The sequence below is a fragment of the Azospirillum sp. RU38E genome (genome assembly GCF_900188385.1).
Classification (GTDB): Bacteria; Pseudomonadota; Alphaproteobacteria; order Azospirillales; family Azospirillaceae; genus Niveispirillum.
Genome location: NZ_FZOI01000001.1, coordinates 1089749 through 1107690 on the forward strand (window position 1 = coordinate 1089749; position 17942 = coordinate 1107690).

At 64.0% G+C, this 17942-nt stretch carries 20 protein-coding genes; 18 read left to right on the forward strand and 2 right to left on the reverse strand.

What is annotated here, in order from left to right:
* Positions 1–18 precede the first annotated feature (18 nt).
* Both CHB97_RS04705 and CHB97_RS04710 read right to left on the reverse strand, forming a co-directional pair.
* On the reverse strand, positions 19–204 hold the full coding sequence (locus CHB97_RS04705; protein ID WP_371332956.1) for a DUF2256 domain-containing protein: 186 nt from the start codon (positions 202–204) through the stop codon (positions 19–21).
* Entirely contained in the window at positions 185–1303 is a 1119-nt protein-coding gene (locus tag CHB97_RS04710) for a polymer-forming cytoskeletal protein (RefSeq protein ID WP_089286729.1), read from the reverse strand. The genes CHB97_RS04705 and CHB97_RS04710 overlap by 20 nt, the downstream gene beginning before the upstream one ends.
* Before the next feature lie 206 nt (positions 1304–1509).
* Here CHB97_RS04710 and fabI point away from each other — a divergent pair, with 206 nt between their 5' ends.
* The 18 genes from fabI to glmM all read left to right on the forward strand — a co-directional run bounded on the left by fabI (position 1510) and on the right by glmM (position 17941).
* A complete protein-coding gene (gene fabI, locus CHB97_RS04715) occupies positions 1510–2280 on the forward strand; it encodes an enoyl-ACP reductase FabI (RefSeq protein ID WP_089286730.1) in 771 nt (256 codons plus the stop codon).
* Between the two features lie 144 nt (positions 2281–2424).
* Positions 2425–3177: a YebC/PmpR family DNA-binding transcriptional regulator gene (locus tag CHB97_RS04720; protein WP_089286731.1), complete on the forward strand. Its 753-nt coding sequence runs from the start codon at positions 2425–2427 to the stop codon at positions 3175–3177.
* Between the two features lie 32 nt (positions 3178–3209).
* Positions 3210–3737: a crossover junction endodeoxyribonuclease RuvC gene (ruvC, locus tag CHB97_RS04725; protein WP_089286732.1), complete on the forward strand. Its 528-nt coding sequence runs from the start codon at positions 3210–3212 to the stop codon at positions 3735–3737.
* Between the two features lie 79 nt (positions 3738–3816).
* Positions 3817–4077 carry a type II toxin-antitoxin system VapB family antitoxin gene (locus CHB97_RS04730; protein ID WP_089286733.1) on the forward strand — a complete coding sequence of 87 codons (261 nt, stop codon included), beginning with the start codon at positions 3817–3819 and terminating at the stop codon, positions 4075–4077.
* Positions 4078–4509: a type II toxin-antitoxin system VapC family toxin gene (locus CHB97_RS04735; protein ID WP_089286734.1), complete on the forward strand. Its 432-nt coding sequence runs from the start codon at positions 4078–4080 to the stop codon at positions 4507–4509.
* Entirely contained in the window at positions 4506–5126 is a 621-nt protein-coding gene (gene ruvA, locus CHB97_RS04740; protein WP_089286735.1) for a Holliday junction branch migration protein RuvA, read from the forward strand. The genes CHB97_RS04735 and ruvA overlap by 4 nt, the downstream gene beginning before the upstream one ends.
* A gap of 44 nt (positions 5127–5170) precedes the next feature.
* The gene (ruvB, locus tag CHB97_RS04745; RefSeq protein WP_089286909.1) at positions 5171–6235 is read left to right on the forward strand and encodes a Holliday junction branch migration DNA helicase RuvB; all 1065 of its coding nucleotides are present in this window, start codon (positions 5171–5173) and stop codon (positions 6233–6235) included.
* A complete protein-coding gene (locus CHB97_RS04750) occupies positions 6228–6713 on the forward strand; it encodes a YbgC/FadM family acyl-CoA thioesterase (RefSeq protein WP_244559382.1) in 486 nt (161 codons plus the stop codon). The genes ruvB and CHB97_RS04750 overlap by 8 nt, the downstream gene beginning before the upstream one ends.
* Before the next feature lie 22 nt (positions 6714–6735).
* The gene (gene tolQ / locus CHB97_RS04755) at positions 6736–7467 is read left to right on the forward strand and encodes a protein TolQ (RefSeq protein WP_089286737.1); all 732 of its coding nucleotides are present in this window, start codon (positions 6736–6738) and stop codon (positions 7465–7467) included.
* A gap of 61 nt (positions 7468–7528) precedes the next feature.
* Complete coding sequence (locus tag CHB97_RS04760) at positions 7529–7927, forward strand: ExbD/TolR family protein (RefSeq protein WP_244559383.1); 399 nt, start codon at positions 7529–7531, stop codon at positions 7925–7927.
* Between the two features lie 23 nt (positions 7928–7950).
* Positions 7951–8946: an energy transducer TonB gene (locus tag CHB97_RS04765; RefSeq protein ID WP_244559411.1), complete on the forward strand. Its 996-nt coding sequence runs from the start codon at positions 7951–7953 to the stop codon at positions 8944–8946.
* Between the two features lie 41 nt (positions 8947–8987).
* Positions 8988–10310, forward strand: a complete 1323-nt coding sequence (gene tolB / locus CHB97_RS04770) for a Tol-Pal system beta propeller repeat protein TolB (RefSeq protein ID WP_089286910.1) — start codon at positions 8988–8990, stop codon at positions 10308–10310.
* 152 nt (positions 10311–10462) lie between these two features.
* The gene (pal, locus tag CHB97_RS04775) at positions 10463–10963 is read left to right on the forward strand and encodes a peptidoglycan-associated lipoprotein Pal (RefSeq protein ID WP_089286740.1); all 501 of its coding nucleotides are present in this window, start codon (positions 10463–10465) and stop codon (positions 10961–10963) included.
* Between the two features lie 195 nt (positions 10964–11158).
* Entirely contained in the window at positions 11159–12073 is a 915-nt protein-coding gene (ybgF, locus tag CHB97_RS04780) for a tol-pal system protein YbgF (RefSeq protein ID WP_089286741.1), read from the forward strand.
* On the forward strand, positions 12064–13377 hold the full coding sequence (gene tilS, locus CHB97_RS04785; protein ID WP_089286742.1) for a tRNA lysidine(34) synthetase TilS: 1314 nt from the start codon (positions 12064–12066) through the stop codon (positions 13375–13377). The genes ybgF and tilS overlap by 10 nt, the downstream gene beginning before the upstream one ends.
* Before the next feature lie 98 nt (positions 13378–13475).
* A complete protein-coding gene (gene ftsH / locus CHB97_RS04790) occupies positions 13476–15401 on the forward strand; it encodes an ATP-dependent zinc metalloprotease FtsH (protein ID WP_089286743.1) in 1926 nt (641 codons plus the stop codon).
* Between the two features lie 90 nt (positions 15402–15491).
* Entirely contained in the window at positions 15492–16484 is a 993-nt protein-coding gene (gene folP / locus CHB97_RS04795) for a dihydropteroate synthase (protein WP_244559384.1), read from the forward strand.
* Between the two features lie 86 nt (positions 16485–16570).
* Positions 16571–17941, forward strand: coding sequence for a phosphoglucosamine mutase (glmM, locus tag CHB97_RS04800; RefSeq protein ID WP_089286745.1), 1371 nt, complete (start codon positions 16571–16573; stop codon positions 17939–17941).
* Position 17942 lies beyond the last annotated feature (1 nt).

Sequence of the window (17942 nt, forward strand, 5' to 3'; positions counted from 1 at the left end):
CGGTCAGCGGAAACAGCTTTAGCTTTCCGCTTGCCGCTTGGGCATTTTGCCCTGGCGGCAGGCGTCGGAACAATATTTCACCTGTTCCCAGTCCCGCGCCCATTTGCGCCGCCATGTGAAAGGGCGGCCGCAATGGGCGCAAATTTTTTGCGGCAGATCGGCTTTGGCGACACCGCGCGGCATCTCAGCCCGCCCGCCTTGCATTAAGCACGGCCCCCGCCATAGCCCCCAGACCCAGGGCCACTGCCAGCAGCAAGCCGATAGCCCCCAGATAGGGGACCAGCGACACCAGCGCCAGGGCCAGGGTGACCAGGGCGAAACGGCCCAGCACGCGGGCGGGCGGCCCGTCGCGGCCATTGCGCCCCTGCCGGCTTTCCGCCAGCCCCAGGGCCGCCACGGCCAGCCCCAGCGGGAAGGCCAGAAGATAGAGGCCGCCCAGCAGCAGGCCCAGCGGCAGGCCGATCACACTGAACATCAGCAGGATGGCCAGCGGCGGCACAACCAGCAGCAGGCCCAGGCCCACCAGCACCCGGCCCAGCGGATTGCGGCGGATGGCGGCACTGCTGCCCGCCACCAGCGCCGGGAACAGCCACAGCACCGCCAGCCCCAGGATGAACAGGGCTGCCATGGTGCCCAGCAGCGTCATCACGCCGGGACCATCGGTGTCCAGGTCTTCCTTGGCGCGGAATTCCACCGTGCCACCGACATCCACCCCATCGGGCACAGGAACGGAGCGGGGGCCGGTATGGCGGATGCTGCCGGTGATTCGCGCACCGGGCAGCAGTTCCAGTTCCACCGCTGCCACGTCCAGATTGCCGGCGATGCTGCCGGCAATCACCACCTTTTCCGCAGCCAGCTGTGCGTTCCCGGCCACGTCGCCTTCCAGGGTGATTTCCCCGCCGCTGGCGCTGAAATCACCACTGATGGTGGCGCCCCGGCTCAACCGCACCTCCGCCCCGGTGACCCGGGCATCGCCACTGATGCTGCTTTTAATGTCAAGATCGGCAGCCACCGCCAGCAGATCACCCGCCACCGGGGCTGCCACCCGCAGATCAAAGCCGGCGAGGATCGCATCGCCACTGACCGGGGCTTTCAGGTCCAGATTAAAGCCGGCCGCGATCACATCCCCATCCACCGGTGCGGCGATGGTGAGTTTGCTGCCGGCGGCAAACAGATTGTCGCTCACCGGGCTGGTGACACGCACATCCTCCCCGTTGCGAAATTCGGCGGCTTGGCCGGTCTGACCGGTCAGCCACAGGCAGATGAGGGCCAGAAGGGGGAGGAGGCGGTGCAGGATGGACAAGGGCGGAACCTTCCCTGGAGCGACGGCGGATGAAACCATGATCTTCCTATAATGCTTTACCGCCAAGTCCCAGTATGCGGGCGCTTTTTGGGGCCAGTGCGATACAAATCCGCAACATCTCATTTTGTCATCTGGCTGTAGCGAGACACACCTATTATGCTGCATTGCACCATGATAGTGCCCGAATGATGATGTGAGGGAATGATATGGCTCTGTTTTCTTTGGCTGGTAAACGCGGTCTGGTGGTGGGTATCGCCAATGAGGGCAGTATCGCCCATGGCTGTGCCCATGCATTCCGCGCCATGGGCGCCGATCTGGCCGTCACCTATTTGAACGCCAAGGCGGAGCCGCATGTCCGCCCGTTGGCAGAGGCGCTGGGCGCCACGCTGATCCTGCCCTGCGATGTGCGGGAGCCGGGCCAGCTGGAGGCTGTGTTCGAGCGGATCGAGGCGGAATGGGGCAAGCTGGATTTCCTGCTGCATTCCATCGCCTTCGCCCCGCGTGAAGATCTGCACGCCCGCGTCACCGACTGTTCGCGTGATGGCTTCCTGACGGCCATGGATGTGTCGGTGCATTCGTTCATCCGTATGGCACGGCTGGCTGAACCGCTGATGAAGGATGGCGGCTGCCTGCAGACCGTCAGCTTCTATGGTTCGGAAAAGGTGGTTGATCATTATAACCTGATGGGCCCGGTGAAGGCGGCCCTGGAGTCGGTGACCCGCTATCTGGCGGCCGAGCTGGGGCCGAAGGATATCCGCGTGCATTGCCTGTCGCCCGGCCCGCTGAAGACCCGCGCCGCCAGCGGTATCGACCGGTTTGACGAGCTGCTGGCCCGCGCAGCGGAAAAGGCCCCGCTGCGTCAGCAGGTAGGCGTGGCCGATGTTGGCGCCTATGCCGCCTTCCTGGCCAGCGACGATGCCCGCGCCATAACTGGCTCGGTGCCCTATATCGATGGCGGGTACAATATTCTGGGCTAATGATTGCCTGCGCCGCACGGTCCCGCCAGCCGCATGGCGGGGCCGTTGCGCGCAACAGGTGCCAAAGCCGGCCAAGATATGGTACATAGCCCCAGATTCAGCCCATATATCTGAACGATATCACTTACAGGCGTCTGGGGTCCCATGGCCGGTCATAGCCAATTCAAGAACATCATGCACCGTAAGGGCGCGCAGGACGCCAAGCGGTCGAAGATCTTCAACAAGCTGGCGCGCGAAATCACCGTGGCCGCGAAGTCGGGCCTGCCCGACCCGGCCATGAATCCGCGCCTGCGGGCCGCCATCCAGGCCGGTCGTGCGCAGAACCTGCCGAAGGATCGCATCGACCGCGCCATCAAGCTGGGTCAGCCCGGCGGCGGTGATGACACCAACTATGATGAAGTGCGGTACGAGGGTTACGGCCCCGGCGGCGTGGCGCTGATCGTGGAAGCGCTGACCGATAACCGCAACCGCACCGCGTCGGAAGTGCGTTCGGCCTTCACCAAGCATGGCGGCACTTTGGGGGAAACCAACTCGGTCTCCTTCATGTTCAACCGCGTCGGCCAGATCACCTATCCGGCCAGTGCGGCCGATGCCGACACGATGCTGGAAGCCGCCATCGAGGCGGGGGCGGAGGATGTGCAGTCGGATGAAGGCGGCCACGCCATCACCACCGGCACAGATTCGCTGGGCGAGGTGCGTGACGCGCTGGAAGCCAAGTTTGGTGCCCCGGAAAGCGCCAAGCTGACCTGGACGCCGATGAATCTGGTGCCGGTCCCGGCGGAAGATACGGCCCAGACGCTGCTGAAGCTGCTGGACGTGCTGGAAGACAATGACGATGTCCAGACCGTGCTGGGCAATTTCGACATTCCGGCCGAGATTCTGGAAAAGTTGAGCTGATTGATATTGTTGCAGGCCGGGGAGGGACGGGAATGGCGGGGCAGGTGACGACCCGTATCCTGGGGCTCGACCCCGGCCTGCGGCATTTGGGCTGGGGCGTGATTGACGTCTGCGGCAACCGGTTGAGCCATGTGGCCAACGGTACGATCAATACCGACAGCGGCGATGATCTGGCCATCCGGTTGCTGGAACTGCATGACGGCATCGCCGATGTCATCGCATCCTGGCAGCCCGACGAGGCGGCGGTGGAAGAAACCCTTTCCAACGTCAACCCATCCTCCACCCTGAAGCTGGGCATGGCGCGCGGCGTGGCACTGCTGAGTGCGGCCAAGGCCGGGCTGCCGGTGCAACAATATCTGCCCATGGCGGTGAAGAAATCCGTCGTCGGTACCGGCCATGCCGATAAGGTGCAGGTGCAGCACATGGTCCGCATGTTGCTGCCCGGCATCCAGCGCACCAGCGCCGACAGCGCCGATGCGCTGGCCGTCGCCATCTGCCACGCCCATTATGCCCAGACCCGCCGCAAGGTGGATGACGCTATCCTGGGCGTGCGGCGCTGAAAAAGCGGCGCCACGCCGTTGCCGTTTTGTTCATATGGTGTAGAATTCTTCCCCATAGGGAAGAAAGGATGGCGACGCCATGGCCCTGAACATTAAATCCCCAGAGGCGGAACGCGATGTCCGCCGGCTGGCCGAACTGACGGGTGAGAGCCTGACGGAGGCCATGCATAAGGCCGTGCGAGAACGGCTGGAGCGTCTGTCCGCGGAAGAGCTGGCGCTGAAACGGGCCCGCTGGGCCAAGGCAGAAGAAATCATCCGGCGAATCCAGGCAAACCCGGTGCAGGACGCCCGGTCCCCGGATCAAATCATCGGCTATAATCAGCAAGGGACGTTCGACTGAATGCGTACCGTGCTGGATACATCGGCCTTGGCCGCCTTTCTGTTCCGGGAACCGGATGGCAGCTATTATCTGACGGCGATGCGGAACGCGGCTGGACTTGTTCTGTCGGCGGTGACCTTGTTTGAAGCGCGCACGGTGGTGATGGGCCGTTATGGTGCGGCCGCGGCGGATGATGTGGACCAATTGATGCAGGCGCTGGGCGTTGAAGTCGCGCCCTTTGACGCCGCGCAGGCCGAGGCGGCATCGGCCGCCTATGCGCGTTATGGCAAGGGGCGGGGCCATAAGGCCCAGCTTAATCTGGGCGACTGCGCCGCCTATGCCCTGGCCAAGAGCCAGGATGCCCCCTTGCTGTTCAAGGGCCAGGATTTCATCCATACCGACATTATCGCGGCACTGCCTTTGCTGGTGCCGGAGGCGGGGATAAGCCAATGATCGCCAAACTTTCCGGCCTGCTCGATTCCACCGGTCTCGATTGGGCCATCATCGACGTGAATGGCGTCGGCTATCTGTTTTCCGCCTCATCGCGCACGCTGCGCCGGCTGGGCACCCCCGGCGACCGGGCGTCGGTGCTGACCGACATGTGGGTGTCGGAAGATAAGATCGCCCTTTATGGCTTTGCCGATGCAGGCGAACGTGACTGGTTCCGGCTGTTGACGACGGTGCAGGGGGTGGGCGCGCGGGTGGCGCTGAATCTGCTCTCCGCCCTGGCGCCCGACCGACTGACCAGTGCGATTGCCGCGCAGGACAAGACCAGCCTGTGTGAGGCGGATGGGGTGGGGCCGAAACTGGCTGCCCGAATTTTGAACGAATTGAAGGATAAGGTGGCCACATTGGCTGTTGCCCCCATGGCAGCGGCCACAGCGATAAAAGGCGGGCCGCAGCCAGCGGCCCCCAGTGGCGCGGTTGGAGATGCGGTGTCGGCCTTGGTCAATCTGGGATACAAGCGGATCGATGCCTTTACGGCGGTCAACAAGGCGGCCCAGGCATTGGGGGAGGGGGCTGATGTCTCCGCCCTGATCCGTGCCGGCCTGAAGGAACTGAGCCAGTGAGCCGCGCCCCCAAAGCCAAGCCGGAAGCGCCCAAGCCCGAACGTATGGTCGATCAGGACCGGATCGGCGGCGATGCATCGGCAGAGAATTCCATCCGTCCGCTGTCGCTGGCGGAATTCACCGGCCAGCGACAGGTGCGCGAAAATCTGGCTCTGTTCATCCAGGCTGCCCGGTCGCGCGGGGAGGCATTGGACCATGTACTGCTGTTCGGCCCCCCCGGCCTGGGCAAGACGACGCTGGCCCAGATCGTCGCCAAGGAGATGAATGTCGGCTTCCGCGCCACCTCCGGCCCTGTCATTGCGCGGGCCGGCGATCTGGCCGCCCTGCTGACCAATTTGCAGCCGCTGGACGTGCTGTTCATCGATGAAATCCACCGCCTGTCCCCGGCGGTGGAGGAAATCCTTTATCCGGCGATGGAGGATTTCCAGCTCGACCTGATCATCGGGGAGGGGCCGGCGGCGCGCAGCGTGCGTATCGACCTGCCGCCCTTCACCCTGGTGGGGGCGACCACCCGGTCCGGGCTGATCACCCGCCCCTTGCGGGAACGGTTCGGCATTCCGCTGCGGATGCAGTTCTATGAACCGGAAGAGCTGCAGCTGATCGTCAGCCGTGGCGCCCGCATCCTGGGCATGGAACTGACGGATGAGGGGGCATTGGAAATTGCCCGCCGGTCGCGTGGCACCCCGCGCGTGGCCGGCCGGCTGCTGCGCCGGGTGCGGGATATTTCCGCCGTCACCGGCTTGCTGGTCACCGATGCGGAAGCCGCCGACCGCGCCTTGACCCGGCTGGAGGTGGACCGGCTGGGCTTTGATGCCATGGACCGGCGCTATCTGTCCTGCATCGCCGACCATTATGGTGGTGGTCCGGTCGGTGTGGAAACGCTGGGGGCGGCGCTGGGCGAACAGCGCGACGTTCTGGAGGAAACCATCGAGCCCTATCTGATTCAACAGGGCCTGTTGCAGCGCACACCGCGCGGGCGCATGTTGACGGATACCGGATACCGCTATCTGGGATTGCCCGTGCCGGCAACACCAGCCCGCCAGTTGGATCTGTTGGGCAATGCGGTGCCGCTGGGGGCCGATCTGTTCGCTGGGGATGTCGATGCCTGATATGCATGTTCCGCCGGCCGGCTGGACGGAGGGCAAGAACCACATCTTTCCCGTGCGTGTCTATTACGAGGACACCGACGCCGGCGGCATTGTCTATCACGCAAATTACTTGCGCTTTTGTGAGCGTGCGCGCAATGAAATGCTGCGTTTGGCGGGTTTTCCCCATGCGGAAATGGTTAACACGTTGGGGACAGCCCTGGCCGTGCGTCATTGCGAGATGGATTTCCGCGCGCCGGCCAAGCTGGATCAACCGCTGGAAGTGTGGAGCCGGGTGACGGCCATTGCGGCTGCCACCGTGGATATGGAACAGGAGGTCCGTCGCGCCGGCTTGCCGCCGCAGGCGGGCTCGGATATTGAGCGGCTGCCGGGAGACATGCTGGTGCGTGTCTCTCTGCGTTTGGCGGCGATCAATCAGAACGGAAGGCCGGTCCGGCTGCCCGCAGCGTTGCGGGATGTGTTGGAACGGGTGCTGTCGTAAAGCTAGGTCAGGACTGAACCGAATGTATCCCACCCTGTTGCAGGCCGCCCCGCTGGGCGGTGCCGTTCCAGCCCATGAACTGACCGCCTGGGGCCTGTTCATGCAGGCCGATCCGGTTGTGAAACTCGTGATGCTGGGCCTGGTTTTCGCCTCGGTCTGGACCTGGGCCATTGTCTACGACAAGGTCAAGAAGCTGCGTCGCATCAAGGCGGCGGCGGCCGATTTCGAAGAACAATTTTGGTCGGGCGGCTCCCTGGATCAGCTTTATGATCAGGTCTCGGCCAATCCCGCCGACCCGCTGTCGGCCGTGTTCGCCGCCGGGATGCGCGAATGGCGCCATGCCACCGAGCGCGGGTTGACCAGCACCGGCGCCATGCGCGCCAATCTGGCCCAGCGGATCGAACGGGTAATGTCGGTCACCGTCAACCGTGAGATGGCGAATACCGAACGGTACCTGACGGTGCTGGCCTCGGTTGGATCTGCTGGTCCGTTCGTCGGCCTGTTCGGCACCGTCTGGGGCATCATGGGGGCCTTCACCAACATCGCCGCCCAGCAGAATACCTCGCTGGCCGTGGTGGCGCCGGGTATCGCGGAGGCACTGTTCGCCACCGCCATCGGTCTGGTGGCCGCCATTCCGGCCGTGCTGGCCTATAATTACTTCTCGTCGGAAATCGGCCGTTTCGGTGACCGGCTCGACTCATTTGTGACAGAATTCTCCGCGATCCTTCAGCGTCATCTTGAGGAGCGGGGCTGAAATGGGGGCAAGCCTTCCCGGTAAATCCTCCGGCCGCGGCCGCCGCCGCGGCCGGGGTGCCATGTCGGACATCAATGTCACGCCCCTGGTGGACGTGATGCTGGTGTTGCTCATCGTTTTCATGGTAGCGGCCCCGCTGCTGACCGCCGGTATTCCCGTCAATCTGCCCAAAGGGGCGGCCCAGGCACTGAAATCGGAAGAAGATCCGCTTTGGGTGACGGTGACGGCCGACGGCAAGGTCTCCTTCAAGGATAAGAAGGTTTTCGACAACGACATGTTCGCCATTGCGGAGTTGGCACCGCGTCTGGCGGTGGTGGCGCAGGAAAATCCGGAACGCAAGGTGCTGGTCCGGGGTGATCGGCAGGCGACATATGCCAGCATCGTTGATGTGTTGAGCGAGGCGCGCCGCGCCGGGCTGTCGGAAGCCAAGCTCGTCATCGAATCCGACGGTCGCCGGTAAGGGGGAATGGGTCGAACCCGATCATGCGCACGCCCCTCATCCTTTCCGGCCTGCTGCATCTGGCGCTGATTCTGCTGGCATTGATCGGCCTGCCGCATCTGATGCGGGAGCGGGAGGTGATCCAGCTGCAGGAAGTACCGGTCGATATTGTGGAAATCGGCCCGGCCACCATTGCCAAGCTGCAGCAGCCGACCCCGCCGCGCCCCCAGCCCCCGCACCCGACCCCGCCCAAACCGCAGCCGCCCACGCCGCCTGTGCAGGCCAAGGAAGAACCGCCGCCGCCGGACATCAAGACGCCGGAGCCGCCACCCCCGCAGGTGGCGCAGAAGCTGCCCGAGCCGGAACCGCCGAAGCCGCAGCCCAAGCCCGAGCCGAAGCCGGAACCGCCCAAGCCGCCGCCGCCGGAGCCGAAGCCGGAACCCAAGCCCGAACCCAAACCGGAGCCGAAAAAGGAAGAGCCCAAGCCTGAGCCGCCGAAGAAGGAGGAGCCGAAGCCCAAGCCTGAGCCGAAACCGGAACCGAAGAAGGAAGAGAAGAAGCCGGAGCCCAAGAAAGAGGAGCCGAAGAAGGAAGAACCGAAAAAGTCCTTCGACAGCGTTCTCAAGAGTGTGGCCAAGCTGAAACCTGACAGCCCGCCGGCCAAGGAAACGGCAAAGCAGGAGAGTTCTCCGCCGCCGCAGCCGAGCAATGCCAAGACCGGTGATCATCTGACGATCAGCGAGGAAGATGCGCTGCGTCGCCAGATTGCCCAATGTTGGAATGCCCCGATCGGCGCGAAAGGGGTAGAGCAGATGATCGCGGAAATCCGCGTCAGCTACGATACCAATATGCGCGTCACGAATGTTCAGTATGTTGGCGGCAATGGTAACCCGAACAGCGATCCGCACTACCGTGCCTTCGTTGAATCGGCGCTTCGCGCACCGTTGTTGCCAGGGTGCAATACGCTCAACATTCCGCGGGAAAAATATGCGGACAAAGGGTCAATCCTGATGAAGTTCAGCCCGAAGGATATGTTCTGATGCCAGCCAAAGCCGATTTTTCCCTGGGGCGCCGGACCGTCATGCGGTCGCTGGCCATGATGGGTGTTGTGGCCGCCAGCGGTGCGGCCACCCTGCCGGCCCATGCCGAGCTAGAGATTGACATCACCAAGGCCAACCCGCAGCCGATGCCGATCGCCGTGACGAATTTCGCCGGCGACAATCCGCAGGCCCAGCAGACCGGGCAGAATATCGCGGCGGTCATTTCGGCCAATCTGGAACGATCCGGCCTGTTCCGGCCCATTGATCCGGCCAAGTTCATCCAGACGCCGGAGCAGTTGCGCGCCGGCCCGCGCTATGCCGACTGGCGCCTGATCCAGGCGCAGGGTCTGGTGACCGGCACCGTGACCCAGTCGCCCGATGGGCGCACCCGCATCGAATTCCGCCTGTGGGATGTGACGGCGGACCAACAGCTTACGGGCCTGGCCTATACGGTGCAGGCCGATGGCTGGCGACGAGTCGCCCATATCATCTCCGACGCGATCTATAAGCGCATCACCGGTGAAGAAGGCTATTTCGATACCCGCGTCGTCTATATCGCCGAGTCCGGGCCGGCGCTGCAGCGCGTCAAGCAATTGGCCATCATGGATCAGGATGGGCAGAACCATCGTTTCCTGACCGATGGCCGTGTGCTGGTACTGACCCCGCGTTTTTCGCCCAGCACCCAGGAAATTACATATCTGAGCTACTTCAACAACAAGCCTCGGGTCTATCTGTTCAATATCGATACCGGTCGCCAGGAAGTATTGGGCGATTTTCCGGGCATGACATTTGCGCCGCGTTTCTCGCCGGACGGCAACAAGGTGATCATGTCGCTGGCCCAGAATGGCAACACCGATATCTATGCGCTGGACCTGCGCACCCGCCGTCAAACCCAGCTGACCAACCATCCCGGCATTGATACGTCGCCCTGCTATTCCCCGGATGGCAGCAAAATCGTGTTTGAAAGCGACCGGGGTGGTACGCAGCAGCTGTACACGATGAACGCCGATGGCGGCGACGTTAAGCGCATTACTTTCGGCTCCGGGCGTTATGCTACGCCCGTCTGGTCGCCGCGCGGTGATTTGATTGCCTTCACCCGTCTGGCCGACGGTAAGTTCTATATTGGTGTTATCCGGCCCGACGGTACCGGTGAGCGTATCCTGACGGAGGCGTTCCACGTCGAAGGGCCGACCTGGGCGCCCAATGGCCGCGTTCTGATGTTCTTCAAGGAGCGTCCCGCCGGGGCCGGTGGCAAGCAGCGTCAGGCCAAGCTATACTCAATTGACCTGACAGGGTTCAATGAGAGGCAGGTCTTAACGCCCACTGATGCGTCTGACCCTGCGTGGTCGCCCTTGATTCCGTGACTGCGTCACACTACGTTCGCATCGCAAGAACAGTGCTCAAATCCTTCCAGTCACTAAGATCGTTAAATGCGGCGACTGGCTGCGATGGCACGGTTCGTGGGGCAAATGCGTTATCTCAACACTGAACTGAGTTCCACCTAGGGGGTCTCAAAATGAACTTCAAGATCGTCAGCCTCGTCGCGGTTGCCCTGCTGGCCACCGCCTGCAGCTCCAAGAAGGAGCCGACCGCCACCGCCACGACCGCTGGCACCTCCGCGCCGGCCGCTCCGGCCGCTGCCAAGCCGACCGGCCCGGTTCCGGGTTCCGCTGAAGACTTCGTCGTCAATGTCGGCGACCGCGTCTTCTTCGGCTTCGACAAGTCCGACCTGACCCCGGAAGCGACCGCTACGCTGGACCGTCAGGCCGCCTGGCTGAAGCAGTACCAGGGCGTCACCGTGACCGTTGAAGGTCATGCCGACGAGCGCGGTACGCGTGAGTACAACCTGGCCCTGGGCGAGCGTCGCGCCACCGCGGTCAAGAACTACCTGACCGCCCTGGGCGTTGACGGTGCCCGCGTTCAGACCATCTCCTACGGCAAGGAGCGTCCGGCTGTTGTTGGTTCCAACGAAGCCGCCTGGACGCAGAACCGTCGTGGCGTGACCGTGATCAACTGATCACTGTCTGACCGACGTTTCGGCCATGGCCGATGAAATCGGGCGCCGCTGGGTTTCCAGCGGCGCCCTTTTTCTTGGCGCTGGCGACCGACAATGCGGCCACAATCCCGCCCCATCGCTGCTGCACCCTTCCACCCGTCCGCCCGACGCGATAGGGTGCGGACCAACCTCCACCCTGTTACAGCCGGTCCCTAGATGATCAGCCCGCTCCGCACCCAACGCCTGTTTTTGCGCCGTCGCCTGGCGGTGGCCGCCATCGCGTTGACCGCCCTGTCCCTTACCGGCCCGGCCTTTGGGCAGAGTGACACGCGGGAGCTGATGAATCGGCTGCAGCGGCTGGAAAATGAGATGCAGACCATTAGCCGCGAGGTTTATCGCGGCAATGGCGGCACGCCGCCCGCCGCCTCGGGCTCTGCGCCGACCGGCAATGTCGCTGCCGGATTCGAGGTGCGTTTGCAGCGCCTGGAGTCGGAGATGCAGACCTTGACCGGGCGTTATGAGGAAGCGGCGTTCCAGGTAGGTCAGTTGCGGGAGCAGCTGACCAAGATGCAGACGGATATCGATTTCCGCCTCAGCCGCCTGGAACAGCAGTCCGGCGGCGGTCTGGGTGCCGCGGCACCGGCCGCAGCCCCCGCACCGGAAAAGGGCGCCGGCGGAAAGGCGGATAAGGCAGCGGCGGCAAGCCCTGCGGCGGAGCCGGAGGCGGGCGGCTCCCTGCCCAGTGGTTCTTCGCAGGATCAATATAACGCAGCCTTCAACCTGCTGCGGCAGGGCGATTACGCGAATGCGGAGAAGGGATTCGCGCAGTTCCTGAAGGCCCATCCCAGTGACCCCCTGGCATCCAATGCGCAATATTGGCTGGGCGAATCGCTCTATGTCCGGAACAAGTTCAAGGAAGCGGCCGTCGCCTTTGCCGAGGGTTATCAGAAATTCCCCAAGAGTGGCAAAGCGCCGGATTCGCTGCTGAAGCTTTCCTTGTCCCTGTCCGCCATGAAGGCGAATGAAGATGCCTGTGCGGCTCTGGGCGAATTGCTTGGCAAGTACAAGGACGCGTCCGCCACCACCCGGCGCCGCGCCGAGCAGGAGAAGAATCGTCTGAAATGCAGCTGATGGAACCGGTTCGACCGGATCAGTTCGCGGCCTGCATGGCCGCCGCCGGTCCCTTCGAGCCTGAACCCCATCTGGCGGTTGGTGTTTCCGGCGGTGGCGACAGCATGGCCCTGGCCTTGCTGCTGGCCGATTGGTGTCGCCAAAGGGGTGGACGGCTGCTGGCGCTGACGGTTGATCACGGCCTGCGGCCGGAAAGCCGGCAAGAGGCGGCCCAGGTGGCCGCCTGGATGCGGGACCGGGGAATCGACCACCAGATCCTGGCCTGGGAAGGGTGCAAGCCGACCACCGGCATTCAGGCCGGCGCCCGCACCGCCCGCTTGCGCCTGCTGGCTGAGGCGGCCGCCGCGCAGGGCATCCTGCATCTGGCGTTGGCCCACCATGCCGATGATCAGGCGGAAACCGCCCTGTTGCGGCAGGCACGTGGCAGCGGCGGGGATGGGCTGGCCGGGATGCCGCTGATTCGGGAATTGGGGTCAGTGCGGCTGATCCGGCCGCTCTTACCCGTTCCCAAGACGCGGCTGCTGGCAACCTGCCGGGGCTTGGACCAAGCCTGGGTGGAAGATCCCTCCAACCGCGATTCCCGCTATGCCCGCGTGGCGCTGCGTCAGCAGGGGCCAGATACAGACTCGGCCTTTCAGGATGCCGCCGCCGCCGGGCAGGAACGCGCCATGCTGGATCAGGCGCTGGCCGGGCTGGCCGCCCGCCATGTCCGATTCCAGCCGGAAGGCTGGGCCATGCTGTCTGCCGGCATTGTGTCTGATGCCGCTGGCATGGGGCCCCGGCTGCTGACCAGCCTGCTGCGCGCCATTGGCGGTGCCGCTTATCCACCGTCCCCCTCTGCTGTCGCCGCGCTCTGGCAGCGGATGGTGGCAGATGCGCGGACGGGCGCCACCCTGGCCGGCTGTCGTCTGGCTGCCACGGTGGGTGGCTGGCAGCTGATGCGGGAGGAACGCCATCTGGAAGGCCCGGTTACGGTACCGCCCGGGGGGGGCATCGTGACATGGGATGGTCGATTCCGTCTGTCGATCCAAGGGACTATGCAAGGGCAGGTGCAGGCGCTGGATGATCTGCTGTGGCAGCGGGCCACGGACCTGGAACCGGCACTGAAACGCGCCCCGCTGGCCGCAGCCATCCGCCGCACCTGCCCGGTTTTGACCGAGCGTGACGAAATATGCGCCATTCCCCATTTGGGATTTAACAGGGCGGACCGGGCCACGCTAAGCTGCTATATCCTTCCGGAAGTAGCAGTTCCTGCATTTGGACCACGCTTCGCTGTTGTCAGCGCCGCGAATGACATTATCTAATGGGATGTTCCCCCATCCGGGGTTACCCGCCTGTCAGCCGTCCTGTCGGCTATTGCGCAGGGCACCGGAAGGGATGCGGTGGATGAAAGGCTTGTGACGTGAATAATTTCGGCAAGAATCTGGCGCTTTGGCTGGTGATCGGGGTGCTCTTGATTGCCCTGTTCAACCTGTTCCAAAGCTCTTCCACCCGTTCGCCCCAGTCCGGGCTCGCCTATAGTGAGCTGCTGGCGGAGGTGGATCGCGGCATCGTCACATCCGTGATGATCAAGGGGGACCAGATCACCGGCACCACCAATGACGGCCGGACCTTCTCGACCATCGCGCCCCAGGGCAGCAATGTTGCCGACCGGCTGGTCGATAAGAATGTCCGCGTTTCTGTCGTGCCGGAAGATACCAACCCCTCCCTGCTCAGCATCCTGCTCAGCTGGTTCCCGATGCTGCTGCTGATCGGCGTGTGGATTTTCTTCATGCGCCAAATGCAGTCGGGCGGCGGCAAGGCCATGGGCTTTGGTAAATCCCGCGCCCGCCTGCTGACGGAGAAAGTCGGCCGCGTCACCTTTGATGATGTGGCCGGCATCGATGAGGCAAAGCAGGAGCTGGAAGAGGTTGTTGACTTCCTGAAAGACCCGCAGAAATTCCAGCGCCTGGGCGGCAAGATCCCCAAGGGCGTTCTGCTGGTCGGCCCGCCGGGCACGGGTAAGACCCTGACCGCCCGCGCCGTGGCCGGTGAAGCCAATGTGCCCTTCTTCACCATTTCCGGTTCTGACTTCGTGGAAATGTTTGTCGGTGTGGGTGCGTCCCGTGTCCGCGACATGTTCGAACAGGGCAAGAAAAACGCGCCTTGCATCATCTTCATCGACGAAATCGACGCCGTTGGCCGTCATCGCGGTGCCGGCCTGGGCGGCGGCAATGATGAGCGTGAGCAGACGCTGAACCAGCTGCTGGTGGAGATGGACGGGTTTGAGGCGAATGAGGGCGTGATCCTGATCGCCGCCACCAACCGCCCCGACGTGCTGGACCCGGCTCTGCTGCGTCCCGGCCGCTTCGATCGTCAGGTCGTGGTGCCGAACCCCGATGTGCTGGGGCGTGAGAAGATTGTGAAGGTCCATATGCGTAAGGTGCCGCTGGCACCGGACGTGGACCCGAAGATCATTGCCCGTGGCACCCCCGGCTTCTCCGGTGCGGATCTGGCCAATCTGGTCAATGAAGCGGCCCTTCTGGCGGCCCGTGCCGGCAAGCGGGTCGTCGGCATGGCCGATTTCGAAGCCGCCAAGGACAAGGTGATGATGGGGGCGGAACGCCGCTCCATGGTGATGAGCGAGAAGGAGCGCAAGCTTACCGCCTATCACGAGGCTGGCCATGCGCTGGTCTCCCTGATGGTTCCGGAATATGATCCGCTGCATAAGGTGACGATCATTCCACGTGGCCGCGCCCTAGGCGTGACCATGAACCTGCCGGAACGCGACCGCACCAACTATACCAAGCGAGAGATGGAGTCGCGTCTGGCCGTGCTTTTTGGTGGTCGCGTGGCCGAAGAAATCATCTTCGGGCCGGAGAATGTGACTACCGGTGCGGCCAGCGACATCCAGCAGGCCACCCGCTGGGCCCGTGCCATGGTGGCTGAATATGGCATGAGCGATAAGCTGGGCCGTGTGCGCTATAACGCCAATGAGCAGGAGGTTTTCCTGGGTCATTCGGTGGCGCAGCAGCAGAATGTCTCTGAAGCGACCTCCCAGTTGATCGACGAGGAAATCCGCCGTCTGATCGAAGAGGGCGAGGTGCAGGCGCGTACCATCCTGACCACGCATCTGCAGGATCTGCACAAGGTTTCCGAGGCGCTGCTGGAATTCGAAACCCTGTCGGGTGACGAGGTTCGGGCACTGCTGCGGGGCGAAGAGGTGGTGCGCACCGATCCGCCGGCCCCGCGTCCGCCGGCAGTGGAACCGCCCAAATCCACAGGCGGCCGCCGCTCCTCCGTGCCTACCACGGGGAGCGGTGAGCCGGAGCCTCAGCCGGGCGTGTAAACTGGATGAGTTTATGTTGAGCTGCAGGCCCCCGGCATGGAAATGCCGGGGGTTTGTGCTTTGGTCGCCCCGTCAGACGAAGTTTTCACCATGCATCATCGCCCGCTCGCCCTGCTTTCCGGCAGGGCTGCCCGTGCCGCTGTGGCCGCTGGTACAGCCCAGCTGCTGGCGGGGGGGCCGTTGGCCTTTTCATTAGTTGAGACGGCCGACGGTATCCAGCCGGCCAACGCGCTTGCCGCCGGCCATCCGCTGATCACGGCCCGCCTGGCCTGGGCCGGGTTCGACCTGTCGCGGCCCCTGATCATGGGTATCGTCAATGTCACGCCGGACAGTTTTTCCGACGGCGGCGACCATGCCAGCGTGGCGGCGGCCATCGCCCATGGTCGCCGGCTGCTGGCGGAGGGGGCGGATATTCTGGATATTGGCGGCGAGTCGACAAGGCCCGGTGCGGAGCCAGTTCCGGTGGATGTGGAGATCGCCCGTGTGGTGCCGGTCATTGCGGCCCTGGCGGCGGATGGGGCCGTCATCTCCATCGATACCCGCCATGCCGCCGTGATGCAGGCCGCTGCGGCGGCCGGTGCCAAGATCATCAATGATGTGACAGCCCTGACCGGTGACCCGGACAGCCTGTCGGTGGCGGCAGCCAGCGGCCTGCCCCTGGTGCTGATGCATATCCAGGGGGAGCCGCAGACCATGCAGCTGGCCCCCCGCTATGCGGATGTGACGGCGGAGGTTTTTGACTGGCTGACCGCGCGGATCGAGGCAGCGAGGGGGGCGGGCATCGCGCGGGAGAAGATTGCCATCGACCCCGGCGTCGGATTTGGCAAAGACTTGTCCCATAATGTTGATCTGCTGGCCCGCACCGCCAGCTTGCACGGGCTGGGCTGCCCCCTCCTGATCGGGGTCAGCCGCAAGCGGTTCATCGCCGCCCTGTCGAAAGGGGAAGCGCCGAAGGATCGGGTGGCGGGTTCCATCGCCGCCGCCCTGCACGCGCTGGGGCAGGGGGCGCAGATCCTGCGGGTGCATGATGTGGCGGCGACCGTGCAGGCAGTGGCCGTCTGGCAGGCGCTGCAATCGGCCTGATACAATATTTATCGTCATTGCCGCCGCTGCCGCCGGGCGTGCTATAAAGTGACATACACCCCGGCGCTCACAGGGATTTCTGATCGATGTCGCGTAAATTATTCGGCACGGATGGCATTCGCGGTACCGCCAATACCGAGCCGATGACGGCGGAAACCGCCCTGAAAGTCGCCATGGCGGCGGCCTTGCAGTTCCGGCGCGGTGACCATCGCCATACGGTGGTGATCGCCAAGGATACGCGCCTGTCGGGCTATATGCTGGAGCCGGCGCTGACGGCCGGCTTCATCTCCATGGGCATGGATGTGATCCTGGTGGGGCCGCTGCCCACGCCCGCCGTTGCCATGCTCACCCGCTCCATGCGGGCCGATCTGGGGGTGATGCTGTCGGCCAGCCATAATCCCTATCATGATAATGGCATCAAGCTGTTCGGGCCGGATGGGTATAAGCTCTCCGATGAGATTGAGCGGGGGATGGAGGCGCGGATGGCCCAGCCCTTCGCGGTTGATCTGGTCGATCCGCGCGACCTGGGCCGTGCCCAGCGGATGGAAGATGCCTCCGGCCGCTATATTGAGGTGGTGAAAAGCAGCTTCCCGCGGGGGCTGCGGCTGGACGGGATGAAAATCGTCCTCGATTGCGCCCATGGGGCCGCTTACAAGGTCGCGCCGCGTGTGCTGTATGAGTTGGGGGCCGAGGTGGTGACCCTGTTCAACCAGCCGAATGGCTTCAATATCAATGATAAATGCGGTGCCACGGCGCCTGCGGCCATGCGGGCGGCGGTGCTGGAACATCAGGCCGATATCGGCATCGCCCTGGATGGCGATGCTGACCGGCTGATCCTGGCCGATGAAAATGGCAGTCAGATCGATGGCGACCAGATCATGGCTCTGATCGGGGCCAGCTGGGCGGAAAGCGGCCGGCTGCGCGGCGGTGGTGTGGTGGCCACGGTCATGTCCAACATGGGCATGGAACTTTATCTGAAGGGACTGGGCCTCAGCCTGGCCCGCACCGCCGTTGGTGACCGCTATGTGGTGGAACATATGCGGGAACATGGCTTCAATGTCGGCGGTGAACAGTCCGGCCATGTGGTGCTGTCGGATTTCGCCACCACCGGTGACGGGTTGTTGGCGGCCTTGCAGGTGCTGGCCTGCATCCGCAAGGCAGGGCGCCCGGCCTCTGAGGTGTTGCGCGTGTTCCAGCCGCTGCCGCAATTGCTGAAGAATGTGCGCTATGAGGCCGGTGGGGGCGTGCAGCCGCTAGAGGATGTGCAGGTCAAGGCTGCCATCGCCGAGGGGGAGGCAAGGCTGGCCGAGCGTGGCCGTGTGCTGATCCGCAAATCCGGCACCGAACCGCTGATCCGGGTGATGGCGGAAGGGGAGGATGAGGGGTTGGTGAAGCACGTGGTGGATGATATCTGCGCCGCCGTACAATCGGCGGCGGCCAAGGTGGCGGCGGAGTAAG